This is a genomic window from Microbacterium sp. Root280D1 (assembly GCF_001428975.1).
Lineage (GTDB): Bacteria > Actinomycetota > Actinomycetes > Actinomycetales > Microbacteriaceae > Microbacterium.
Genome location: NZ_LMJK01000001.1, coordinates 1,192,149 through 1,215,109 on the forward strand (window position 1 = coordinate 1,192,149; position 22,961 = coordinate 1,215,109).

Genomic DNA, 22,961 nt, shown 5'->3' on the forward strand with positions numbered 1-22,961 from the left:
GAAGACGGCGCTCGATGCTCACGTGAGTGCGGTGCCTCAGGCGCCGATCGTCCGTGAGGCGATCAGCTGTCGATACCAGTGCCCCGAGTCCTTGACGGTGCGTTCGAGCGAGTCGAAGTCCACGCGCACGATGCCGAATCTCTTGGCATAGCCGTAGCCCCACTCGAAGTTGTCGAGGAGCGACCACACGAAGTAGCCGCGCAGGTCGACACCGCGCTGGATCGCACGATGAGCGGCCGTGAAGTGCCTGCGCAGGTAGTCGGTGCGCTCGGGATCGGGGACGGAGCCGTCCTCAGCCACCTCGTCGTCGAACGCCGCCCCGTTCTCGGTGACCATGAGCGGCTGCGACGGGAACTGCTCCGACAGCGAGACGAGCAGCTCCTCCAGTCCGTCGGGCGCGATGTTCCATCCCATCGCCGTGTACGGCCCCGGCTGCTCGACGAATTCGACCAGCTGATCGCTGCCCGGCCACGCCGTGCCTCCGGCCGTGCCCTTGTGCCCGTCGTTCTGCTGCTTCTCCGACACCCCGTCCCACAGGCGGACGGTCGCCGTCGAGTAGTAGTTGACCCCGAGCACGTCGATCGGCTGGTTGATCGTGGCGAGGTCGCCATCCTGCACGAACGACCAGTCGGTGACCGATGCCGTGTCGTCGAGGAGGTCTGCGGGGTACTCACCGCGCAGCATCGGGTGGGTGAAGGCGCGATTCGCGAGACCGTCGATCCGGCGCATGGCCTCGTCAGCGCCGTCGCCGACGCCGCGCAGGACATGGAAGTTCAACGTCACCGAGTAGTCGGGGTCGCCGGTCGACGTCGCCCGGAGCGCCTGGATGGCGCGCCCGTGCGCGAGGTTCAGGTGGTGCACGGCCGACAGCGCGGAGGCGGGCTCGTGGCGGCCCGGCGCGTGCCCGCCCTGCCCGTATCCCAGATAGGCAGAGCACCAGGGCTCGTTGAGCGTCGTCCAGGTGTGCACCCGGTCGCCGAGCGCCGCGCCCATGATCGACGCGTATCGCTCGAAGGCATCGGTCGTGGCGCGAGAGGTCCACCCGCCCGCATCCTCGAGGTACTGCGGAAGATCCCAGTGGTAGAGGGTCGCCACGGGGCGGATGCCGCGCTCGAGGAGTCCGTCGACGAGACGCGAGTAGAAGTCGATGCCCGCCTGATTGACTCGTCCGTCTGCCGCAGGGACGATGCGCGGCCAGGCGATCGAGAATCGGTAGGCCTGCAGTCCGAGATCCGACATCAGGTCGAGGTCCTCATCGACGCGATGGTAGTGATCGCAGGCCACATCGCCGGTGTCGCCGTTCCACACCTTGCCCGGCGTTCGGCTGTACGTGTCCCAGATCGACGGCGTCCTGCCGTCCTCGTCTGCCGCACCCTCGATCTGGTACGCGGCGGTCGCCGATCCGAACGTGAAGCCCTCGGGGAGGACGAGTCCGGATCCGCGGTAGTCATCGGCGGGGGAGAGAGTCACCGGGTCACCTCCGTCAGGTCGGTTTCGTAGATCTTCTCACGGCCGTCGGGGCTCGTGACCGTCACCGTCGTCGACCCCGATCCGCCGGGGAACACGCGCAGTCGCAGGCCGTCGTGATAGTCGTAGTCCGGCCGATCGGTGCGAGCGCCCCAGGGGAGCGCGGTGCCGGGGCGCACGTACAGCGGCAGCGAATCGAAGGCATGGGTCTCCCGGCGCCATCCGCCGCCCGCGACCGTCTCTCCCGTCAGCAGCGACGTCCACTCGCCCTCCGGGAGATAGAACTCCACCGTTCCGTCCTCCGAGAAGACCGGCGCGACGAGCAGGTCAGAGCCCAGCATGTACTGCCGGTCGAGGTAGCCGACGGCCGGGTCGTCCGGGAACTCCAGCTGCATCGGACGCATCACCGGCAGCCCGGTCCTCGAGGCGATGATGCCCTGCTGATAGAGGTAGGGCATGAGCTGCATCTTGAGGTGCGTGAAGCGCCTCGTCACGTCGACGGCCTCCTCGTCGAAGGCCCACGGCACCCGGTACGAGCTCGAGCCGTGGAAGCGGGAGTGCGAGCCGAGCAGGCCGAACGCCGTCCAGCGTTTGAAGACCCCGGCATCCGGAGTGCCCTCGAAGCCCCCGATGTCGTGACTCCAGAAGGCGAAGCCGCTGAGCGCCAGCGACAGCCCTCCGCGCAGGGTCTCGGCCATCGACGCATAGGTCGAGGTGGAATCCCCGCCCCAGTGCACCGGCATGCTCTGTCCGCCCGCCGTGGCCGAGCGCGCGAACAGCACGGCGTCATCCGCGCCGCGGGCGTCGATGAGCACGTCGTGCACCGCGCGATTGTAGAGATCGGTGTACAGGTTGTGCATGCGCTCGGGGTCGGAGCCGTCGGCCCAGACGACCTCGGTCGGGATGCGCTCGCCGAAGTCGGTCTTGAAGCAGTCCACGCCCTGGTCGATCAACCCGCGGAGCTTCGACTGGTACCAGGCGGTGGCCTCGGGGTTCGTGAAGTCCACGAGACCCATACCCGCCTGCCACAGGTCCCACTGCCAGACCGATCCGTCGGGGCGCTGCACGAGGAAGCCCTGATCGGCGGCCTCGCGGAACAGCGGGGAGCGCTGGGCGATGTAGGGGTTGATCCAGACGCAGACGCGCAGGTCCTTGTCGTGCAGTCGCGACAGCATGCCCTCGGGATCGGGGAACACCCGCGAATCCCAGACGAAGTCGGTCCAGTTGAACTCCCGCATCCAGAAGCAGTCGAAATGGAACACCGACACCGGCAGCTCGCGCGCCGCCATCTCGTCGATGAACGAGTTGACGGTCTGCTCGTCGTAGTCGGTCGTGAAGCTCGTCGACAGCCAGAGCCCGTACGACCAGGCGGGAACCACCGGCGGCCGTCCTGTGAGAGCGGTGTAGCGCGAGAGGACCTCCTTCGGCGTCGGACCGGCGATGAGGAAGTACTCGAGCACCTCTCCCGAGACCGAGAACTGCACGCGCTCGACGGATTCCGAGCCGATCTCGTACGACACATGGCCCGGATCGTTCACGAGAACCCCGTACCCGCGGTTCGACACATGGAACGGGATGCTCTTGTACGCCTGCTCGCTCGAGGTCCCGCCGTCGGCGTTCCAGATGTCCACCGACTGACCGTTCTTCACCAGCGGGCCGAAGCGCTCGCCGAGGCCGTAGATGAGCTCGCCCACTCCCAGGTCGAGCTGCTCGTGCACGAAGACGGATCCGCTGGGGGTCGAGCCGCCCTGGCGGGCGTTGTCGACGATTCCGGCATCCACCTGCGCGTCCGGAGCGAGCCGGACGTAACCCTGAGCCTTGTGCCCGCTTCCGGTCACACGCCTGCCGTCGACCTCGAAGGACAGGCCCCACGGCGCACCGTGGGTGATCCGCGCCACGAGCGAACCGGCATCCAGGACGCCGCCCGCCTCGCTCACGGATACGGAGGCGGCCCCCGCTCCTGCGCCGGGGAGGCCGAATCCGCCGTGCCAGCGGCCGCCTTCGTGGTGCGCGATGCGCACGCGCACCACCCCTTCGGCGGGAGAGGAGAGCGTGGTCGTGAGCACGGGACGGTTCAGGGTGTCGCCGCGCTTGGCGATCACCATGGTGGGCGCCGTGATGACGATCCCTCGCCCGTCGGGGGTGTCGGTGGTCTCGGCGATGTCATAGGCCTCCTGCGCGTACAGCGCGGTGACCCCTGGACGCAGTTGCCAGAACCCGTCGGTGAACTTCATTACTTGACTGCTCCTGCCGTGATGCCGCGCGTGAGGGTGCGCTGGAAGATGAGGAAGAAGATGAGCGTGGGGATGATGCCGAGCAGCGCTGACGCGCTCGTCGTCGTGACGTCCATGAGCCGGTCGCCCTGCAGCACGCTGATCGCCACGGGGACCGTCTGGTTGGCGTTCGACGCGAGGAAGGTCAGCGGGATCAGGAACTCGTTCCACGTCCAGATGAAGAAGAAGATGAGCAGCACCGACAGGGTCGGACGGCTGATCGGGAAGACGACCCGCCACAGGATCTGCCAGCGGCTCGCGCCGTCGAGGGACGCCGCCTCGAGGATCTCCTTCGGGAACGTCCCGTAGACCGACGACAGCAGATACGTGCCGAACGCCGCCTGGATCACGGTGAAGACGATGATCACCGACCACACGTTGTCGTACAGGCCGACGGACTTGAACATGTAGTAGAGCGGGTAGAGGAGGGCCTCCTGGGGCAGCAGGTTCGCGAGCAGGAAGAGCAGCACGATCCAGCTGCGTCCGCGGACTCGCCCGATGCCGATCGCGAAGGCGTTGAGCATCGAGATGACCACGGCGAGGACGGAGACCACGCCAGCGATGAAGAGCGAGTTCCAGACCTTCTCGGGGAAGTTCACCCTCTCCCAGAACTTGATGATCCCGCCGAAGTCGAGGGTCTCGGGGAACGCCAGCGGACCCGACGTCGCGTAGTCGACCGGCGACTTGAACGAGTTGACCAGCACGAGGTAGAACGGCGCGATGATCAGCAGCGCGCCGATCACGACGAGGGCGAGCATGAGCCAGTCGATCGGACGCTTCTTGGTCATGCCGCCGCGCGGACGGCTGGTGGCCGGCTTGCCGGTGACGATGGCGGTGGTGGCGTGCATCAGAGACCCGCCCTTTCCTTGCGCTCGAGCGAGTTCTGCACGCGGATGAAGATGATCGACACGATCACCACGACGATGGTCAGCACGGTGGCGATGGTCGCGCCGTAGCCGACGTTCCGCTTCGTGAAGAACTCCTGGTAGGCGTAGTACGCGGGCACCAGGGTGGCGCCTGCGGGGCCGCCGCGGGTGATGATGTAGACGGGGCCGAAGACCTTGAGTGCCGCGATCGTGCAGGTCAGAGTGACGACGAAGATCTCCGGGCGGATGATGCTCATCGTGATCGCCGAGAATCGCTGGAACCAGTTCGCCCCGTCGAGTTCGGCGGCTTCGTAGAGCTCAGGGTCGACGCGCTGCAGCGCCGCCATGAAGACGACCACGGGGTAGCCGAGCTGCACCCACACCATGACGACCATCAGCACGATGAGGGCCGAGGGCATCTGGCCGAGCCAGTCGTAGGCGGGGATGCCGAACCATCCGAGGATCTGGTTCAGCGCGCCGTCGCCACCCGGCCGGACGATCCAGCCGATCACGATGCCGGCGACGGCGATCGGGAGGATCTGGGGGAGGTAGTACGTCGCCCGCAGGAAGCTGCCCACCTTGCCGCCGAACTTGCGTCCGACGACGTCGAAGAGAAGGGCGGCGACGATGAGACCGACGATCGTGGGCACCACGACCATGGCGATGATCATCCACACCGAGTTCGTGAACGAGGTCCAGAAGTCGCTGTCGGTGAGGATCTTCTGCCAGTTCTCGAGACCGATGAACTCCGGTGTGCGGACGCCCTTCCACTTCGTGAAGGTCAGATACACGTTCCAGATCAGCGGGACGATGACGACGACGAGGAGCAGGACGAAGCCCGGGAGCAGGTACATCCAGTAGGCGCCGGTCCCACCGCTGCGCTGCGGGATCGACGGCTCTTCGGGCGGCAGCTTCGTGCGGCCCTCGCGGCGGGTGACGAGTGACATGTTCATCTCCAGGAGGATGCGGGGGCGGCGACGTGCGGTCGCCGCCCCCGCGAGTGGATCAACGGAATTCGGACGTGCCCTCGTCGTACTGCTCGCCGAGGTTGGTGTTGGTCGTCTCGGCGTCCTGCGTGCCGGTGATCAGACCCTGGAGCTCCTGGACGATCACGTCGTAGAAGCCGGGGGCGGGCCAGTCGGGGTAGAACGAGAGTCCGTCGGCGTCGAGCACGCCGTTGAACGTCTCGATCAGGGCCGCGCTCTTCTCATCGGTGATGTCAGCGGTGTCTGCCGCGACGGGGAGGCCGCCGTTGTTGCCGATGATCGCCTGGATCTCCGGCCGCATCGTGATGTCGATGAACTCGTACGCGAGCTCCTTGTTCGCGGCGTTCTCGGGGACGACCCACAGGTTGCCGGACGAGCCGAGCGAGAGATCCGCTCCAGGGAACGCCGTCATCGTCCAATCGAAGCCGGTGGCCTCCGAGACGAAGCGTCCGAACCACCAGGAGCCCGAGACGAAGATCGGCGAGGTGCCGTTGATGAACGAGACACCGGCGTCCTCGGCCTTGACCGATGAGACGTCCGAGGCGATGTAGCCCTTGTCGACGTAGTCCTGGAGCGTCTCGGAGGCGGCGGTGACCTCCGGGCCCTGCCAATCGACCTCTCCGTCGTAGAGCTGATAGGAGTCGACGAAGTCGCGGTCTCCCTCGAGCAGCGCGAGCTGATACCACAGCTGTCCGAGCGGGTACTCCGCGCCGGCCTCGGCGAGAGGGGTGACTCCCTGTGCGACGAACGCGTCGAGCACGTCGACGAACTCCTCGTAGGTGGTGGGGATCTCGAGCCCTGCCGCGGCGAACGCGTCCTGGTTGTAGTAGACGCCGACGAACTCGCCGTAGTTCGGGACTCCGAACCACGTGTCACCGCCCATCACACCGTCTTCGGAGTACTTCGCGGTGGTCTGGAGAGAGGGTGCGAGCTTCTCGTCCCACCCGTACTCCTCGACGGCGTCGGAGATGTCGGCGATCAGGCCGGTGGAGGCGAGGAAGCCGGCCGTCGCGTTGCCCTTGTTGAACTCCATGAGGTCGGGGGCGGCGTCCGTGTCGAGCACCTGGCTGGCGGTCTTCTGGATCTGTTCGAAGGACTTCTCCTCGAACTCGACCTTCGCGCCGGTCTCCTCCTCGAAGATCGCGATCGCCTCGGCCCACGCCTTGCCCATCGCGCTGTCGGCGCCCTCGTAGTGCCAGAGCTTGAGGGTGTCGCCGCCGCCCCCCTCGTCGCCGGAACCGGCGGTGCATCCGCTCAGGGCGATGCCTGTCGCGGTGAGAGCGGCGAGAGCCGCCAACGTCTTCGTCCTGCGGGTGGTGCGTGCCATCGTCGGCACTCCTTTCTCGGTGGCCCTGGGGCCGGACACTTCAGTGGGTCGGGTGTTCAGTTGTGATGAGGCGATCGTCGAAGCGCTTCGATGATCGCGATGCGGCTGCGTGGTCGACGCCCGTCACTCCCGGGCGGGAGCGACGGAGCCGGCGGACTGGTATACGGGTGGGATCAGGTGGATCTGCGCGGGCAGGCCCGGTTCCTCCAGGCGTCGCACCGCGAGGTCGACGGCGAGCTCGCATGACCTCTGCGGCACGAGCGGGATCGTGTCGATCGGGACGACGAGCGCAGACGTGTCGAACGATGCGGCCGCCGAGATGACGGAGACGTCTTCTCCCACCGTCAGCCCCTGGGCCGAGATCGTCTCGAGGAGGACATCGTGGACGTCGCCGACGGCGTGGACGATGAAGGCGCGGACGCCGCGCTCCAGCGCCAGCTCTGCGGCCGCGCGCACGGAGGAGGCATCGGTGGTCGTGACGCCCGTCGTCACCCAGTCGAGGTCGACGCCCCGCTCGGCCGCTCGCTCCTGCACGCGGAGGAGCAGGCGACGAGGGAAGTTCGACTTCCGGTAGGAGACCTCGGTCTGGCCGAACAGCGTGACCGACGTATGTCCGGCATCGGCCAGTCGATCCACCGCGAGATGCCCCGTCGCCTCGAAGTCGAGGTCGACACAGGTCAGATCCCGGGCGTCGTCGGGGATGCCGATGAACACGGTGGGGGAGCGCAGGGAGCGGGCGATGTCCGCGCGCTCGTCGTCGGGGGCGACGTCGAGCACGAGGATGGCATCGACCAGATTGCTCGCGGCGACGCGGTTCATGCCCTCTGACGCCTGCTCGTCAGTCAGGAGGAGGATGTCGTAACCGCGGCGCCGCGCGGCGACCGCGGTCGCGAGCACGAACGCCATGTGGGTCGGGGCGTGCGTGTCGGCGCGGAGGGGCTCGGTGAGCCCGAAGATCTGAGTGCGGCGCCCGGCGAGCATCCGTGCTCCGGCGTCGGGTTCGTAACCGAGCGTGTGCACCGCGTCCTCGATGCGGCGGCGCGTCTTCTCGGAGACGGGGCGCTTGCCGCTCAGAGCGTAGGAGACCGTGCTGATCGACACTCCGGCGGCTTCTGCCACCTCGTGGATCGTCGTCATCAGGACTCCATCGTCGTGTTTCGGTCACATCGTCGAAGCGCTTCGCTACCGCCTCTGACAGCGATGATAGGCACGGTTCGACGCTGCGCGCAACCCTTTTGTGGTCACTCGCAACAAATCGATCGCGGAGAACGCGGGAGCGGTCCCATCGATTCACCGGACAGGGCGACGGGGCCTCGATGGGGGAGGGGATTCGAGACCCCGCCGCCGGTCTACGAAGGGATGCGGATCTGAGCGATGACCTCGGAGTACTCGGTCTCGCCGACAGGGGTGAAGCCGACACGCAGGAAGAACGCCTCGGGGCCGTCTTCTCCGGCCTCGTAGATGACGTTGATGTGGTCGAATCCGCGTACTCGCGCCTCTTCGATGAGCTGCTCGACCGCGAAGCGACCCACGCCCTTGCCCTGGTCGTCGGCGTCGACGTTGATGCGCCACAGCACGGAGCGGAAGTGCTCTTCCGGGGCGTCGGCGTCGAAGTTCGCACTGACGAAACCGACGACCTGGTCGTCGTCGAGGACGACTCGCTGCCAGGAGGTCTGGGGGTTGATGACGGTCGCCGCGATGCCATAGGACACCGGAGCGAGGAACTGCTCCTGTCCGGGCTTGAGCGACATGTTGTTCACGGCGACGATCGTCGCAGCGGAGAGTTCGACCATGCGCAGTTCGGACATGATCACAGGCTAGCCCCTCATCGGGTCGCCGCGCAGAAACCTCGACTTTCGTCAGGGGTGCAGCTCTGCGGGATGCCGGAAGTCGATGTCCACCCCGCCTCGGGGCGAACGTGCGTCGGGAGCGGCTCAGGTATCTTGGTATCGAGACAAATATGCCCTCGCGAACGGAGAACCTGCTGGTGACCGACGACGCCATCATCTACACCTACACGGACGAGGCTCCGGCTCTCGCCACCGCTTCCTTCCTGCCGATCATCAAGGCCTACACGGGGCAGGCGGGCATCGAGGTCGAGACCCGCGACATCTCGCTCGGCGGACGCATCCTCGCGGCATTCCCGCAGAAGCTCACCCCGGAGCAGCAGGTCGGTGATTCCCTCGCCGAGCTCGGTGGCCTCGCCACGCTCCCCGAGGCGAACATCATCAAGCTGCCGAACATCTCGGCCTCGATCCCGCAGCTCAAGGGCGCGATCGCCGAGCTGCAGGCCCAGGGCTACGACATCCCCGACTTCCCGGACGAGCCGACCTCTCTCGAGGAGAAGGACGTCCGCGCCCGCTACGACCGCATCAAGGGCTCAGCGGTGAACCCCGTGCTCCGCGAGGGGAACAGCGACCGTCGGGCACCTCTGGCCGTGAAGAACTACGCGAAGAAGCACCCGCACCGCAACAAACCGTTCGCCGAGGGATCGAAGACCCGCGTCGCGACGCTCGGTCACGACGACTTCAAGCACAACGAGCGCTCCTGGGTCGCCGCCCATGACGACGTCCTCAGCTTCCGCCACACCGCCGCAGACGGCACCGTCACGATCCTCAAGGAGGGGCTGAAGGTCCTTCCGCGCGAGATCATCGACGCGACGTTCCTCTCGGCCGCGCACCTCGACGCCTTCCTCGCCGAGACGCTCGAGACGGCGAAGAACGACGACGTCCTCTACTCGGTGCACCTCAAGGCCACCATGATGAAGGTCAGCGACCCGATCATCTTCGGTCACGTCGTGAGGGTGTTCTTCAAGGACGTGTTCGCGCAGTACGGCGACAAGCTGGCCGCCGCGGGACTCAACCCCAACGACGGTCTCGGCTCGATCCTCTCGGGCCTCGGTGACATCGCCGACGGCGACGAGATCGCCGCAGCGTTCGACAGGGCCATCGCCGAGGGGCCGCGTCTCTCGTACGTGAACTCCGACAAGGGGACCACGAACCTGCATGTCCCGAGCGACGTCATCGTCGACGCCTCCATGCCCGCGCTCGTCCGCAACGGCGGCAAGCTGTGGGGCAAGGACGGCGGCGAGGCCGACACGCTCGCGGTGATCCCGGACTCCTCGTATGCGAGCGTCTATCAGGCGGTCATCGACGATGTGATCGCCAACGGCCCGCTCGACCCCGCCACGATCGGCACCGTGCCGAACGTGGGCCTCATGGCCCAGGCGGCTGAGGAGTACGGCAGCCACGACAAGACGTTCGAGATCGCCGCCGCAGGCACTGTTCAGGTGCTCGACAGCGAGGGCACCGTGCTGATCGAGCACGAGGTCGGCGCGGGTGACATCTGGCGTGCGACGCAGACGAAGCACATCCCGGTGATGGACTGGGTCAAGCTCGCCGTCTCCCGCGCTCGCGCCACGGGCGTGCCCGCGGTGTTCTGGCTCGATGCCAACCGCTCGCACGACGCGCAGATCATCGCCAAGGTGCACCAGGGTCTCGCGACGCTCGACACCAAGGGCCTCACGATCACGATCCTCGCTCCCGAGGAAGCCACTCGCTACACGCTGGCGCGGATGCGCCACGGCCTCGACACCATCTCGGTGACGGGCAACGTGCTGCGCGACTACCTGACCGACCTGTTCCCGATCCTCGAGGTCGGCACCAGCGCGAAGATGCTGTCGATCGTCCCGCTGCTCGCCGGCGGTGGCCTCTTCGAGACGGGCGCCGGCGGATCGGCCCCCAAGCACGTGCAGCAGCTCGTCGAGGAGAACTACCTGCGGTGGGACTCGCTGGGCGAGTTCTTCGCGCTGGCCGCGTCGCTCGAGCACTTCGCCGACCGCACCGGGAACGAGAAGGCCCGGGTCCTCGCGGAGACCCTCGATGCGGCGACCGGAACGTTCCTCGAAGAGGACCGCTCCCCGGGCCGCGCTCTCGGCACGATCGACAACCGCGGCAGCCACTTCTACCTGGGTCTGTACTGGGCGCAGGAGCTGGCGAAGCAGACGAAGGATGCCGAGCTCGCCGCGTCCTTCGCACCGATCGCCGCTACGCTCGCCGAGAACGAGGAGAAGATCGTCTCCGAGCTCAACGCCGTGCAGGGCAAGCCCGTCGAGATCGGCGGGTACTACCGCCCCGACGACGCGCTCGTCACCGCAGTCATGCGCCCGTCCACCACGCTGAACGGCATCGTCGACGCTCTGAGCTGACGCAGATCACAGAAGAAGGGGCCGGATGCGAGAGCATCCGGCCCCTTCTTCGCGTGATCCCTCCGCGGAATCGACGACGCGTCGCGTGCGGGGATCTGCTCGGTGAGAGCGGGGATCAGTAGTGGACCGCGACCTCGAGGCCCACGGGCGACCATTCGTAGACGTACCGGGCGACATCGATCGGCATGTTCACGCAACCGTGGCTGCGGGGATTGCCGAAGTCGTTGTGCCAGTAGGTGCCGTGGAAGCCCTCGTCGCCGTTGAAGTAGGTGACCCAGGGGACGTTGGGCGTCTCGGTGATCGAGCCGTCCGGCTCGCGGCTCTTCATGGTCTGCTCGCGCACGTGCGCGTAGACGCGGAAGTTGCCGGTGTCGGTGGGTGTCGCGCTCTTGCCCGAGGAGATCGCCCAGGAGCGCACGACCGCGCCGTTCTCGATGAGGGTCGCGGTCTGCGACCCGAGGTCGACATCGATCTTGCGCACGAGGTTGACGGACTCGAACGGCGTCTCGGTGACCTCGATGGGGAAGATGCCCTCGCCGGCCTCGAGCTTCGTCGCGACGTCTGATGCGAGGGCAGAGGTGTCGCCGATCGCGCGACCGCTCACTCCCTCGGCCTCGGTGCGGAGGATCTTGCCGGCCGAATCGACGATGTTCGTCGCGTTGACCGGGGCCCGGTCGACGGCCGCCGGGAGGGCATCGATCGTCGCCTGGATCGAAGCCTCGTCGGCGACCACGCTGAGCTCGCCACCGTCGTCGACGACGGAGATCCAGGTCGAGGCGGTCGCCGCGTCCACGGGCACCGTGCGCTCTTCGCCGATGTAGAAGCCGATCGAGCCGAGCATCGTGTTCAGTGAGGTCGCGAAAGCCGTGGCGTCTTCATCAGTGATCGCCGGCGCGGCTTCGGCCGGGTCGCCGGAGAACTCGAGGCTCGTGCCACCGTCCGCGATCGTGTCGACGATGGCGGCGGTGAGACCGTCGAGGTCGACGGCCGTCCCGGTGGCTGAGGGGGTGATCGCGTAGCCACCGCCTGCGGCGTCGAAGACGACGCCGGCATCGACCGCGTCTTCGAAACTCGACGGCACGGCCTCACGCAACGCGGCCTCGGCCGTCGCGGGATCGAGAGTGATCTCGCCGGCGACGGGTTCACCCATCCAGGCGGTCACGTTCCAGAGCGGACGCTCCGCGAAAGCGGCGTCCGCGAGTGCGGTCGCGTCGATCTCGGCGCCGAGATCCGCTCCCGTCAGCACGGTGTCGCCGCCTGCTCCGGTCAGAGTGACCTCTGCATCGGCGACGTGGGCCTGGATCGTGTCGGCCGCGGCACCGGGCGTGAGCCAGCCGACGGGAATCCCGGCGACCGTGGTGCCCGGCGCGATCAGGATCATCGAGGCGGCGGCCGTGCCCAGGGCCAGCGCGCCCACGCCGAGGCCGATCCACAGGCCGAGGCGCTTCTTCTTCGGAGCCGGTTCGATCGGCGCCCAGGCGAGTTCCTGGTCGCCGCTGCGCGGCGGCTGGGAGTCGGTGGGTGCGTCGCCGGAGTCGGCGGGCGCGACAGGATTCGGCTGGTCGCCGGAGGCGGTCGCCTCGGTCAGCTTCTCGGTCTTCGCATCCTGCGCTGAGATCAGATCGGTCACGAACTCACCCCCCGGTTTCTCACGTGTCCTTGGCGATATGCTACGCGATCGCTGATAACGAGGAGGCAACGGTCCGTGGACCGCGGAAATTCCCGATGCGTCAGTCGGTAATGACGGCGAGGCCGTCGATCTCGACCAGCATCTCCTCGCGGGGGAGGCCCGTGAAGACGGTCGTGCGCGAAGGCAGGACCCCGCTGGTGGTGTGCGCTGTCACGAACGCGCCATACGCGTCGTTCATGATCGCGAAGTCCTCGCGCTTGGTCAGGTAGACGCGCAGCATCACGACATCGTCGAATGTCGCGCCGGATGCCTCGACGATCGCCTTGACGTTCTCGAGCGTGCGCGTGGTCTGAGCCGCGACATCGCCGGGGAAGAGGTATTCGCTCGTCTGGGGGTCGACAGGGCCCTGCCCGGAGACCTGCACGATCGGGCCCTTTCGGATCCCCTGCGAGAAGGTGTGAGCGGGAGCGGGGGCGGCGTCGGTCGACACTCGGATCTTCGCGGTCATGCGACCAGCCTAGTAGCCTTGTTAGATGCCTCTACAAATCCCGGATCCTGTACTCGGCACCTGGGCGAAGGGTTTCCCTCCGCGTTCCGCGGGGCTGCGGCTGTCGGAGGTACCCGACGCGGGCCTGCACCTGTCCGATCTCGTGACGCCGGTGCTGACGGTCCACGAGGCGGCGCTCTCCCACAACGAATCGACCGTCTTCGCCTGGGCGGCGGAACAGGGAGTCGTCCTCGCACCGCACGGCAAGACGACGATGGCACCGGCGCTCTGGCAGCGGCTGCTCGATGCCGGCGCATGGGGGATCTCCGTCGCGACGCCGTGGCAGGCCGAAGTCGCGGTGGAGGCAGGGGTTTCCACCGTGCTCATCGCGAACGCCGTCACGGATCGTGGCGCCGCGCACCACCTCGGCGCTCTGCTCGCTGCGGCGGGCGATCTCCGGATCCTCTGCTGGGCGGACTCCGTCGAGACCGTCGGCATCCTCGCCGACGCGCTTCACGACGCCGAGCGTCCTCTCGACGTGCTCGTCGAACTCGGTGGCCGGGGCGGGCGCACGGGCGCACGCAGCGTGGAAGAGGGGGAGCGCATCTCCCAGGCGATCGTCGCGGCCCCCGGTCTGCGGCTCGCCGGAGTCGCCGGCTACGAAGGACCGTTCGGTCCCGACCGGTCGGAGGCGTCTGTCGCCGCCGTCGACGCCTATCTGTCCACACTCGTCGACCTGCACCGTCGCCTCGAGTATCCGCCCGGCGTTCGGCCCGTGCTCAGCGCAGGAGGCAGCGCCTTCCCCGACCGGGCAGCGGCGATCCTGGCCCCTCACGGAGCGGATGCCGACATCGTGCTGCGGTCGGGTGCGTTCCAGATCCACGATGACGGCTTCTACTCGCGCATGTCGCCGTTCGGCGCCCTGACATCGACGGCGCCGCTGCGTTCCGCCATGCACGCGTGGTCGCGCGTCGTCTCGCAGCCCGAAGAGGGACTCGCACTGCTGGACGCGGGCCGTCGAGATGTGCCGTTCGACCTCGACCTGCCGGTCCCGCAATCGGTCGAGGGGCGGATCACGGCCCTGAACGACCAGCACGCCTTCCTCGCTCTTGCAGACGGGGCGGATGTCTCCGTCGGCGACGTCGTGCGTCTCGGGCTGTCGCATCCCTGCACGGCTTTCGACAAATGGCGCGTGGTGGCGGTCATCGACGACCCGGATGCGGCGGACCCCCGGGTGATCGGAGCGGTCGCGACATGCTTCTGAGCACCGAGAAGCCCGTGCGGGTGTACCGAGGCGTCACCGTGGTCGACGGCACCGGAGCCGAGAGGTTCGCGGCCGACGTCGCGGTCGAAGGAGCCCGCATCGTCGCGGTGATCCGCGACGGAGATGAGAGGGTCCTGGAACTGCCGGCGGATGCGGTGGAGGTCGCGGGGGCGGGGCGGGTGCTGGCTCCCGGGTTCATCGACATGCACGCGCACAGCGAGCTGGCCGTGCTGCAGGGAGCAGCCCACGACGCGAAGATCCTCCAGGGCGTCACGACGGAGGTGCTCGGCCAGGACGGGCTCGGCTATGCCCCGCTCGACGACGCGACGGCGGCGGTGATCCCGGCTCAGATCGCGGGCTGGAACGGCATGCCGCCCGCCGTCCCCTGGCGTTCGATGGATGACCTGCTCGCTGCGATCGACTCGGCCGCGGTGGGCAACGCCGCGGTCCTGGTGCCGCAGGGCAATCTGCGCATGATGGTGGTCGGTCACGAGAACCGGGCGGCCACACCTGCGGAGATCGCAGCGATGTCCGGCATCCTCGGCGCGGCGCTCGACGCAGGCGCGTTCGGCATGTCGAGCGGATTGACCTACACCCCGGGGATGTACGCCGACACGGCGGAGCTGGAAGCGCTCTGCCGAGTCGTCGCCGAACGCGGCGGCTACTGGGCGCCCCACACCCGAAGCTACGGCGGGGGAGCCCTGGACGCCTATCGGGAGGCGCTCGACATCGGCCGTCGCACCGGGTGCCCGATCCATCTCACGCATGCGACCATGAACTTCGCTCCGAACCGCGGGCGTGCGGCAGAGCTGCTCGCTCTGGTCGATGAGGCCCTCGACGACGGCGTCGACGTGACCCTCGACACCTACCCTTATCTTCCCGGTGCCACCACGCTCGCGGCGCTGCTTCCGAGCCGACTGGCCGAGAGCGGCGACCTGCTCGCGACCCTCGCTGCGCTCGATGAGAGCGGACGCGAGACCGTCCGCGTCGAGCTCGAGGAGATCGGCTGCGACGGCTTCCACGGGGAGCGTGCCGACTGGTCGGCCATCCAGATCTCCGGCACCTCGTCGCCCGAACTCGCGGACCTCGTCGGACGGACCGTCGCGGAGATCGCCGAGTCGTCCGGCAGGCGCTCGGTCGACGTGGTGCTGGACACGATCCTCGAGGATGCGGGGGCCACCGGCATCCTGATGCACATCGGCGACGAGGAGAACGTCCGCACGATCATGCGGCACCCGCGGCACAGCGGCGGCAGCGACGGGATCCTGATCGGCGCGAGACCGCATCCGCGGGGCCGAGGGACCTTCCCGCGCTACCTCGGGCACTACGTGCGAGAACTCGGGGTGCTCTCCCTCGAACAGGCTGTGCAGCACCTGTCCGGCACACCGGCGATGCGGCTGGGCCTCGACCGGGGTGATGCGCCGCGGGGTGTGATCCGCGAGGGAGCCACGGCCGACCTCGTGCTGTTCGATCCCGAGACCATCACGGCGGGGGCGACCTTCGATGCTCCCCACGAGGCGCCGATCGGCGTCGACGAGGTGCTCGTCGGCGGTGTGCCGGTGGTGCTGGCGGGGCACGCGTCCGGCGCGACCCCGGGTCGAGCGCTGCGAATGACGCCCGCCGCGCATCGTGCCCCGGTCCCGAACATCCCGTCGGTGATCGATCCCGCTGCCGAGCCGTTCGAGTGGACGGTTCACACCTCGGTGTCGGCTCCGGAAGCCCTCGTCGCGAGCGCATCCCGTCTCGGCGAGCATCTCGAAACCGCGAAGGCGGCACCCGCGATCACGCTGAGGATCGACGAGTCTCTCGCGGGGGAGCCGTTCGCCCGAGCGCGTGTCGGCGCCGAGGCATTCCGCGTGACGGTGACCGCCGACGGAATCGACGTCGCGGGGGCGAGTGCGGCGGGCGTGTTCCGGGGCGTCACGCTGCTCCGGCAGCTGCGCGAGCCCGGCTCCGATCGCGCTCGGATCCCCGCAGGAACATGGCAGTCTGCTCCGGCTCACACCTGGCGGGGGGTCATGCTCGATGTCGCGCGGCACTTCCGCCCGGTCGAGGATCTGAAGCGACTCGTCGATCTGATGGCCGACCACCATCTCACGGTGCTGCACCTCCACCTCACCGACGATCAGGGCTGGCGCTTCGGGGTGCCGGGTTATCCGCTGCTCACAGAGGTGGGCGCGCGCCGCGAGGAGACACAGCGGGGCCACGGGCCGCACGCCACGGTGGTGCCGGGGCTGCACGAGGGTCATTACACGGATGCGGAGCTGCGCGACCTGGTCGCCTACGCCGCGGAGCGATTCGTGGCGGTCGTGCCGGAAGTCGAACTGCCCGGGCACATCCAGGCGGCGCTCGCCGCGTACCCCGCGCTCGGCAACACGGATGCGAGCGAGCGAGCTGTCGCGCCGTGGTCGCGCTTCGGCGTGAACCCTCGCACCCTCGCGCCGACGGATGACGCCCTCGCGTTCGGGCGTGCGGCGATCGACGCCCTGTGCGACCTCTTCGACTCTCCGTGGATCGGCATCGGCGGCGACGAGGTGCCGGTCACCGAGTGGGCGCAGAGCGCCGCTGCGCGCGAGCGGATGGGCGAGCTCGGTCTCGCGACTCCCCACGACGTGCAGCCCTGGTTCACCGATCACTTCGTCGCCCACCTCCGCAGCCGTGGGCGCATCGCCCTGGCATGGGACGAGGTGCTCGAGGGCGATGTCCCCGAGGGTGTGCGGATCCTCGCGTGGCGGGGTCCCGTCGCGATGGGCGAGGCGCTGAGGCGCGGCATCCCCGTGATCGCGTGCCCCGACCTCGAGGTGTATCTCGACTACCCCCAGTCGGAGTCGGCGGAGGAGCCGATCCGGGTCGGCCCGCCGCTGCCGATCGAGCAGGCGTACACGCTGCGCATCGAGGACGGCGCGGCCGGCGGACAGGCCAACGTGTGGACCGAGCACCTCCCGACGAGAGATCGGGTCGACTTCGCGATGTTCCCTCGTCTCGCAGCGATCGCCGAACGGCTGTGGGACGGCGGCGAACCACCCTCGTATGAGGGGTTCGCGCGACGTCTTCCCGTCCATCTCAGACGCCTCGCCGAGTCCGGTGTGCGGTATCGTCCTCTCGACGGTCCGACGCCCGTGCAGAGGCGTCCTGGAGTGCCGGGGAAGCCTCTGACACGCGAGGCGCGGCAGGCGATAGTCGCGGGCCTCGTCGAAGGCCTGGCGGACTCGTCGGGCACCGCCGCCGGAGTACTCTCGGCATAATGTAACGTTTCCGTAACCCTCCCTGTGCTAACTGTGGCAGGGGTTGCGAAATTTATGTTCGTAAGGTCTACTAACAAACATGTCCGTATCGGATGGATCGCGTCCTTCGACGTCGCCAGATTACGTCGCCGCGAGCGCGCACGCCTTCGGCCCGGGGCGCCACCTGCGCTCTCGCTCGAAGGTGCTCCCGGAACACGCTCGCGGTCACAACCGCGCGCTCGTGCTGCAGACGCTCTATCACTCGGGAGCGATGAGTCGAGCGGACCTCTCTCGCGAGACCGGCCTCACTCGGGTCACCATCTCCGACCTCGTCGCGGAGTTCATCTCCGACGGCATCGTCGTCGAGATGGGAGTGCGCGAGACGGTCGGACCGGGCAAGCCTCCGATCCTCATCGACATCGACCGAGTCGGGCACCAGATCATCGGGATCGATCTCTCCGGCCCCCATGCCTTCGTCGGCGCTCTGCTCAGCCTCGACGGCGACGTGCTCGAGCGCCGTGAGGTGCCGCGACCCGAGAGCGCAGACGGCGACGCCGCCTACGCCGCCACGCTGGAGCTGGCCCGAGCGCTCGCCGAGACGGCCACGCAGCCCATCCTCGGCGTCGGGATCGGCAGCCCCGGTGTCGTGCGTCCCGACGGCGTCGTGCTCAGCTCGCCCAACCTCGGGTGGAGCAATCTCCCTCTCGAGGCGAAACTGGGCGTCGATCTCGATCTTCCGGTCCTCGTGCGCAACGACGCCAACGCCGCGGTGCTCGCCGAGTACACGTTCGGCGAGGCGAAGGCCGACTTCATGCTCATCAAGATCGGTCGCGGAGTCGGAGCCGGCGTCATCACCGGCAGCCAGCCGCTGCTCGGCAGTCGCTTCGCAGCGGGCGAGATCGGCCACGTCGTCGTGGGCACCGACGGTGGACCCCGCTGCGCGTGCGGCAAAGACGGCTGCCTCGAAGCGTGGCTGAGTGAGACGCGGCTGCGTCCCGCCATCGCAGACGCCCCCGGATCGCGCGACGAGATCCTCCGCGATGCGGGCACCCGCATGGGCATCGCGATCGCCCCGATCGTCGCGGCACTCGATCTGTCCGAGGTCGTGCTCTCGGGTCCCGAGGATCTGCTCGACGGCGTGTTGATCGACGCCGCGGTCGAGACCCTGCACGCGCGCACGCTCGAGGGCGTCTTCGAGGACGCGCTCATCCGCCGCACACACCAGGACGACATCGTCCTGCGCGGTGCCGCCGTGATGGTGCTGTCCAGCCAGCTGGGCGTCTCGTGATCCGTACCGGCGGGAGCGACCGCGTCCACGAGCCGAAGACGAGCAGGGGCACCATCCGATGACGGATGCGCTCGCCGTCGACCTGTCCGGTCGGCCCATACGAGTGGGCCTGGACGTCGGCGGAACCAAGATCGATGCCGTCGCGGTGTCCGCGGACGGAGACATTCTGGCGCGCCTGCGCCGACCCACCGGCTGGGGTGAGGAGGCAGTCGTCGTCAGCATCCTCGAGACGGTCGATGCGCTCGCCGACGAGGGAGGATTCGCTCGCTCGTCGGTCAGATCGGTGGGCGTCGGAATCCCCGGGCTGGTCGACGCCGACACCGGTCGGGTGCTCCATGCCGTGAATCTCGGCGTCGAGTCCCTGGATCTCGCCGGGCGCGCCGGTCGACAGCTGGGCATCCCCGTCCGCGTGGAGAACGACGTGAAAGCGGCCGCCCTCGGCGCTGCGGTGCTGCGCGGCGTCGACGGGTCGATGGCCTATCTCAATCTCGGCACCGGGGTCGCTGCCGGGATCGTCGTCGACGGCACGATCTGGCGTGGCGCGCGAGGCACGGCCGGCGAGGTCGGGCACCTCTCGGTCGACCCGAACGGCCGTCTCTGCGGCTGTGGACAGCGCGGCTGCATCGAGACCTTCTGCGGCGGAGGCGCGCTCGCCCGAGCCTGGGATCGTCCCGGTGCGCTCCCGGTGCGCGACATCTTCGACGCAGCCGACACCGGTGACGAACGGGCGCTCGCGCTCCGCGCCGATCTCTTCCACGGCGGGGCCGCGGCGGTGCGTGCGCTCGTGCTCTCCGCCGACGTCGAACGCGTGATCATCGGCGGCGGCCTCACTTCGCTCGGCGACAGGCTCTACACGGGCATCCGCGACGCTCTCCGGTCCGATGCCGAGGCCTCGCCCTTCATGCGCTCGCTCCACCTGGACGACAGGATCGAACTGCTCCCTGCCGGCTCTCCCGCCGCGGCCTTCGGGGCCGCGGTCGTCGGCGCAACCACCCCCTCTAAGGAGACCGTTTCCCATGGCTGAAGTCGTCATCGTCGAGAACGCAGAAGCGGCAGGCGCCCTCGTCGCCGCCGAGATCGTCGAGCTGATCGACGGACGTGCGGATGCCGTGCTCGGCCTCGCCACCGGTTCGACGCCCCTCCCCGTCTACAAGGCGCTGCGAGACAGGCTCGCGGGTCGCGACGTCTCGCAGGTGCGCGGTTTCGCCCTAGACGAGTACGTGGGGATCGACCCCGCTCATCCCGAGAGCTACCGCTCGGTCATCACCCGCGAGGTCGTCGAGCCGCTCGGGCTCGACCCGCGGCGGATCCATGTGCCCAACGGCGCACAGGCCACCATCCAGCACGCAGGTGACGACTACGAGACCGCGATCGACGCGGCCGGAGGAGTGGATCTGCAGATCCTCGGCATCGGCACCGACGGACACATCGGATTCAACGAACCCGGCTCGTCGTTCGCCTCGCGCACGCGCGTGAAGACCCTCACCGAGCAGACCCGCGAAGACAACGCCCGCTTCTTCGACTCGATCGACGACGTGCCCATGCACTGCATCACCCAGGGGCTCGGCACGATCCTTCGCGCTCGGCACCTCGTGCTGCTCGCCTTCGGAGAGGGCAAGGCACAGGCCGTGGCGGATGCCGTCGAGGGGCCGCTGTCGGCCATCCTCCCGGGTTCGGCGATCCAGCTGCACCCGCACGCGACCGTCGTCGTCGACGAGGCCGCGGCGTCCCGGCTGAAGCTCGCCGACTACTACCGCTACACCTTCGCGAACAAGCCGAGCTGGCAGGGGATCTGACGCGGTCGGCTCTCAGGGCCGAGTCGTCGGCCACGCCAGCGGCAGCAGGTGCTCGACGCTGAGGGGCGCCAGCGGCAGCGTCTCGGCATCCGCGGGTGTGATCCATCGCAGCTCGGCGAGCTCCGCCTGGACGACGACCTCCGCCGCGGCGATGGACACCGAGAACGCGTCGGCCACGACTCGGTGACCGGGCTCGTTGGCCGCCTCGGAGACGAACGTGCCGAGCGGCTCCAGATCGACCTCATCCAGGCGAAGGCCGAGCTCTTCGTGCAGCTCGCGGATCAGCGTCTGCGACGGGGTCTCCCCGGGCTCGGGCTTGCCGCCGGGTTGCATGAAGCGCGTCGTGCCCTGCTTGCGCACGACGAGCACCCTGCCGGCGTCATCGACGATGACCGCGGCGCTGACGTGGATGTCAGGCATCGGGCGCGAAGACCTTGCCGGGGTTGAGGATTCCCAGCGGATCGAACACCCGAGTGATCTGACGCTGCAGCTCCCACTGGTCGTCTCCGAGCTCGTCGGCCAACCAGCGGCTCTTCAGCGTTCCGATCCCGTGCTCTCCGGTCAGCGTGCCGCCGAGCGCGATCGCGGCCCGGAACAGCTCGTCCGCCGCCGCCCAGACCTCAGCGGGAGGCTCTGCGCCCTCGAAGATGAAGTTCGGATGCAGGTTGCCGTCGCCCGCGTGAGCGACCGTGGGGATCGCCATCGAGTAGGCCTTCTCGATGCGGGCGATCTCGTCGAACATGGCGGGCATGGCGCTGCGCGGCACCGACACGTCTTCGATGAGGGTCGTGCCGAGCGCCGACATGGCGGGGTGCATGGCACGCCGGATGGCCAGGAGGCGCTCTCCTTCTTCGCGGTCATGGGAGACCTCGGTCACACCCTGATGAGCCGTCAGGATGTCGGAGATCATCGTCGCCTCGGCCACTGCCGCCGGACCATCGGTCTGGATCGTCAGCTGGGCGCTCCCGGCCACGGGCGAGGGAAGGTCGAGCAGGGCTGCGACGGCGGCGAGGCTCGCGGAGTCCATCAGCTCCATGATCGCCGGCTGCGCACCCGAGGCGGTGACCGCGGCCGAGGCGGACGCTGCGGCACGCACATCGGGGAAGACGGCCGTCACGGTGCAGGTCGTTCCCTCGACCAGTCGGCGCAGCTTGAGGGTGGCGCCGACGACCACGCCCAGCGTGCCCTCGGAGCCGATCACGAGCGAGGTGAGGTCGAGTCCTGTCACGCCTTTGACGCTGCGGTGGCCGAGGTGCAGCAGTCGGCCGTCGGCGAGAACCAGGTCGACACCGAGGACCGCGTCTCGCACGACGCCGTACTTCGCACAGAGCAGCCCACCCGCTCCGGTGGCGATGTTGCCGCCGACCGTCGAGATCGCACGGCTCGCAGGATCCGGCGCCCACCAGAGTCCGTGCTCCGCGAGCACGTCGTTGAGGTCGGCGTTGAGGATTCCGGGTTCGACGACGGCAAGCAGGTCGTCGGCCCGGATCTCGTGGATCGCGGTCATCCGGCGAGTGGACAGCACGATCTCGCCATCGCCGCCGTTCGCCGCGCCGGCGAGACCGGTGCCGGCGCCACGCACCACGACAGGGGTCGCCGTCTCGGTCGCGATGCGCATCACCGTCTGGACGTGCTCGACCGTCTCGGCGTGCACGACCGCGAGCGGCCGCCCGGGCGCCGCATGCCCGGATCTGTCGGCGCGGGCTTCTTCGAGGACCGTCGCATCGGTGTCGACGATGTCGCCGAGCGCGGCGACGAGCAGGTCGAGGGCGCTCATCGGATGCGACGCCGGCCGCTCACGACGCCTGCGCCGACGGCGACCACGGCGAACGCGATGCCGATGAGGGGCTGGTCCATCAGCCACCACGCGATCGTGACGCCGACGTAGATCAGCAGCTCGACGACGACGCGAAGGAACGGATGCAGTCGCAGGACGGGTCGCGGCGAGAGGAAGAGCGCCCAGATCAGGATCACGACGACCGGAGCCCCGATGCCGAGGATGACGTTGTACGGGAAGGGCCAGGTGGCGAATCCCCACAGGGCGAGGGTGCCCACTGCGACGATCAGGACGACCGATCGGACGACGTCGAGAGCGGTGATGGTGGGGCGGTCGACGCCGGGAACGGAGGCGGGATCCTGGGACATG

At 68.5% G+C, this 22,961-nt stretch carries 18 protein-coding genes; 6 read left to right on the forward strand and 12 right to left on the reverse strand.

Features of this window, described 5'->3' with window-relative positions:
* Nucleotides 1-36: 36 nt before the first annotated feature.
* The 7 genes from ASE34_RS05740 to ASE34_RS05770 form a co-directional block, all read right to left on the reverse strand.
* The gene (locus ASE34_RS05740) at nt 37-1,470 is read right to left on the reverse strand and encodes a GH1 family beta-glucosidase (RefSeq protein ID WP_056277369.1); all 1,434 of its coding nucleotides are present in this window, start codon (nt 1,468-1,470) and stop codon (nt 37-39) included.
* A complete protein-coding gene (yicI, locus tag ASE34_RS05745; RefSeq protein WP_056277372.1) occupies nt 1,467-3,701 on the reverse strand; it encodes an alpha-xylosidase in 2,235 nt (744 codons plus the stop codon). Before yicI ends, ASE34_RS05740 begins: the two co-directional genes overlap by 4 nt.
* Complete coding sequence (locus tag ASE34_RS05750) at nt 3,701-4,588, reverse strand: carbohydrate ABC transporter permease (protein ID WP_198032385.1); 888 nt, start codon at nt 4,586-4,588, stop codon at nt 3,701-3,703. Before ASE34_RS05750 ends, yicI begins: the two co-directional genes overlap by 1 nt.
* Nucleotides 4,588-5,553 (reverse strand): carbohydrate ABC transporter permease, encoded by a 966-nt coding sequence (locus tag ASE34_RS05755; protein ID WP_157538122.1) that lies wholly within the window; start codon nt 5,551-5,553, stop codon nt 4,588-4,590. The genes ASE34_RS05750 and ASE34_RS05755 overlap by 1 nt, the downstream gene beginning before the upstream one ends.
* A gap of 58 nt (nt 5,554-5,611) precedes the next feature.
* Nucleotides 5,612-6,919: an ABC transporter substrate-binding protein gene (locus tag ASE34_RS05760; RefSeq protein WP_056277377.1), complete on the reverse strand. Its 1,308-nt coding sequence runs from the start codon at nt 6,917-6,919 to the stop codon at nt 5,612-5,614.
* Nucleotides 6,920-7,042: 123 nt separating this feature from the next.
* Complete coding sequence (locus ASE34_RS05765; protein WP_056277379.1) at nt 7,043-8,056, reverse strand: LacI family DNA-binding transcriptional regulator; 1,014 nt, start codon at nt 8,054-8,056, stop codon at nt 7,043-7,045.
* Nucleotides 8,057-8,268: 212 nt separating this feature from the next.
* The gene (locus tag ASE34_RS05770) at nt 8,269-8,727 is read right to left on the reverse strand and encodes a GNAT family N-acetyltransferase (protein ID WP_056277753.1); all 459 of its coding nucleotides are present in this window, start codon (nt 8,725-8,727) and stop codon (nt 8,269-8,271) included.
* Between the two features lie 179 nt (nt 8,728-8,906).
* Here ASE34_RS05770 and ASE34_RS05775 point away from each other — a divergent pair, with 179 nt between their 5' ends.
* A complete protein-coding gene (locus ASE34_RS05775) occupies nt 8,907-11,126 on the forward strand; it encodes an NADP-dependent isocitrate dehydrogenase (protein WP_056277754.1) in 2,220 nt (739 codons plus the stop codon).
* A 115-nt stretch (nt 11,127-11,241) separates the two neighbouring features.
* On the opposite strand, the gene ASE34_RS05780 is transcribed toward ASE34_RS05775, so the two are convergent.
* Together ASE34_RS05780 and ASE34_RS05785 are read right to left on the reverse strand one after the other, a co-directional pair.
* Nucleotides 11,242-12,756, reverse strand: a complete 1,515-nt coding sequence (locus tag ASE34_RS05780) for a L,D-transpeptidase family protein (RefSeq protein WP_230101198.1) — start codon at nt 12,754-12,756, stop codon at nt 11,242-11,244.
* A gap of 100 nt (nt 12,757-12,856) precedes the next feature.
* Nucleotides 12,857-13,264, reverse strand: coding sequence for a RidA family protein (locus tag ASE34_RS05785; RefSeq protein ID WP_056277382.1), 408 nt, complete (start codon nt 13,262-13,264; stop codon nt 12,857-12,859).
* Between the two features lie 25 nt (nt 13,265-13,289).
* On the opposite strand from ASE34_RS05785, the gene ASE34_RS05790 reads away from it, so the two are divergent.
* The 5 genes from ASE34_RS05790 to nagB all read left to right on the forward strand — a co-directional run bounded on the left by ASE34_RS05790 (nt 13,290) and on the right by nagB (nt 20,815).
* Nucleotides 13,290-14,507: an alanine racemase gene (locus tag ASE34_RS05790; RefSeq protein ID WP_235567439.1), complete on the forward strand. Its 1,218-nt coding sequence runs from the start codon at nt 13,290-13,292 to the stop codon at nt 14,505-14,507.
* Nucleotides 14,498-17,752 (forward strand): family 20 glycosylhydrolase, encoded by a 3,255-nt coding sequence (locus ASE34_RS05795; protein ID WP_056277389.1) that lies wholly within the window; start codon nt 14,498-14,500, stop codon nt 17,750-17,752. The genes ASE34_RS05790 and ASE34_RS05795 overlap by 10 nt, the downstream gene beginning before the upstream one ends.
* 79 nt (nt 17,753-17,831) lie before the next feature.
* Nucleotides 17,832-19,019: an ROK family transcriptional regulator gene (locus ASE34_RS05800; RefSeq protein ID WP_056277392.1), complete on the forward strand. Its 1,188-nt coding sequence runs from the start codon at nt 17,832-17,834 to the stop codon at nt 19,017-19,019.
* A 58-nt stretch (nt 19,020-19,077) separates the two neighbouring features.
* Nucleotides 19,078-20,043: an ROK family protein gene (locus tag ASE34_RS05805; protein WP_171821895.1), complete on the forward strand. Its 966-nt coding sequence runs from the start codon at nt 19,078-19,080 to the stop codon at nt 20,041-20,043.
* Nucleotides 20,036-20,815: a glucosamine-6-phosphate deaminase gene (gene nagB, locus ASE34_RS05810; RefSeq protein ID WP_053095395.1), complete on the forward strand. Its 780-nt coding sequence runs from the start codon at nt 20,036-20,038 to the stop codon at nt 20,813-20,815. Before ASE34_RS05805 ends, nagB begins: the two co-directional genes overlap by 8 nt.
* Nucleotides 20,816-20,827: 12 nt before the next feature.
* Here nagB and ASE34_RS05815 read toward each other — a convergent pair whose 3' ends face one another.
* The 3 genes from ASE34_RS05815 to ASE34_RS05825 are packed head-to-tail and all read right to left on the reverse strand — an operon-like array spanning nt 20,828 to nt 22,960.
* Nucleotides 20,828-21,235, reverse strand: coding sequence for an NUDIX hydrolase (locus ASE34_RS05815; RefSeq protein ID WP_056277396.1), 408 nt, complete (start codon nt 21,233-21,235; stop codon nt 20,828-20,830).
* The gene (locus ASE34_RS05820) at nt 21,228-22,592 is read right to left on the reverse strand and encodes an FAD-binding oxidoreductase (protein ID WP_056277399.1); all 1,365 of its coding nucleotides are present in this window, start codon (nt 22,590-22,592) and stop codon (nt 21,228-21,230) included. The genes ASE34_RS05815 and ASE34_RS05820 overlap by 8 nt, the downstream gene beginning before the upstream one ends.
* Nucleotides 22,589-22,960, reverse strand: coding sequence for a YrdB family protein (locus ASE34_RS05825; protein ID WP_053095398.1), 372 nt, complete (start codon nt 22,958-22,960; stop codon nt 22,589-22,591). Before ASE34_RS05825 ends, ASE34_RS05820 begins: the two co-directional genes overlap by 4 nt.
* Nucleotide 22,961: the final 1 nt, after the last annotated feature.

What these genes read in the sequence shown, in the direction of transcription:
- ASE34_RS05765 (WP_056277379.1), bottom strand. Translation starts at nt 8,056, where the DNA reads ATGACGACGATCCACGAGGTGGCAGAAGCCGCCGGAGTGTCGATCAGC.
- ASE34_RS05785 (WP_056277382.1), bottom strand. Translation starts at nt 13,264, where the DNA reads ATGACCGCGAAGATCCGAGTGTCGACCGACGCCGCCCCCGCTCCCGCT.
- nagB (WP_053095395.1), top strand. Translation starts at nt 20,036, where the DNA reads ATGGCTGAAGTCGTCATCGTCGAGAACGCAGAAGCGGCAGGCGCCCTC.
- ASE34_RS05795 (WP_056277389.1), top strand. Translation starts at nt 14,498, where the DNA reads ATGCTTCTGAGCACCGAGAAGCCCGTGCGGGTGTACCGAGGCGTCACC.
- ASE34_RS05770 (WP_056277753.1), bottom strand. Translation starts at nt 8,727, where the DNA reads ATGTCCGAACTGCGCATGGTCGAACTCTCCGCTGCGACGATCGTCGCC.
- ASE34_RS05790 (WP_235567439.1), top strand. Translation starts at nt 13,290, where the DNA reads ATGCCTCTACAAATCCCGGATCCTGTACTCGGCACCTGGGCGAAGGGT.
- ASE34_RS05750 (WP_198032385.1), bottom strand. Translation starts at nt 4,588, where the DNA reads ATGCACGCCACCACCGCCATCGTCACCGGCAAGCCGGCCACCAGCCGT.
- ASE34_RS05805 (WP_171821895.1), top strand. Translation starts at nt 19,078, where the DNA reads ATGACGGATGCGCTCGCCGTCGACCTGTCCGGTCGGCCCATACGAGTG.
- yicI (WP_056277372.1), bottom strand. Translation starts at nt 3,701, where the DNA reads ATGAAGTTCACCGACGGGTTCTGGCAACTGCGTCCAGGGGTCACCGCG.
- ASE34_RS05760 (WP_056277377.1), bottom strand. Translation starts at nt 6,919, where the DNA reads ATGGCACGCACCACCCGCAGGACGAAGACGTTGGCGGCTCTCGCCGCT.
- ASE34_RS05755 (WP_157538122.1), bottom strand. Translation starts at nt 5,553, where the DNA reads ATGTCACTCGTCACCCGCCGCGAGGGCCGCACGAAGCTGCCGCCCGAA.
- ASE34_RS05825 (WP_053095398.1), bottom strand. Translation starts at nt 22,960, where the DNA reads ATGTCCCAGGATCCCGCCTCCGTTCCCGGCGTCGACCGCCCCACCATC.
- ASE34_RS05800 (WP_056277392.1), top strand. Translation starts at nt 17,832, where the DNA reads ATGTCCGTATCGGATGGATCGCGTCCTTCGACGTCGCCAGATTACGTC.
- ASE34_RS05815 (WP_056277396.1), bottom strand. Translation starts at nt 21,235, where the DNA reads ATGCCTGACATCCACGTCAGCGCCGCGGTCATCGTCGATGACGCCGGC.
- ASE34_RS05820 (WP_056277399.1), bottom strand. Translation starts at nt 22,592, where the DNA reads ATGAGCGCCCTCGACCTGCTCGTCGCCGCGCTCGGCGACATCGTCGAC.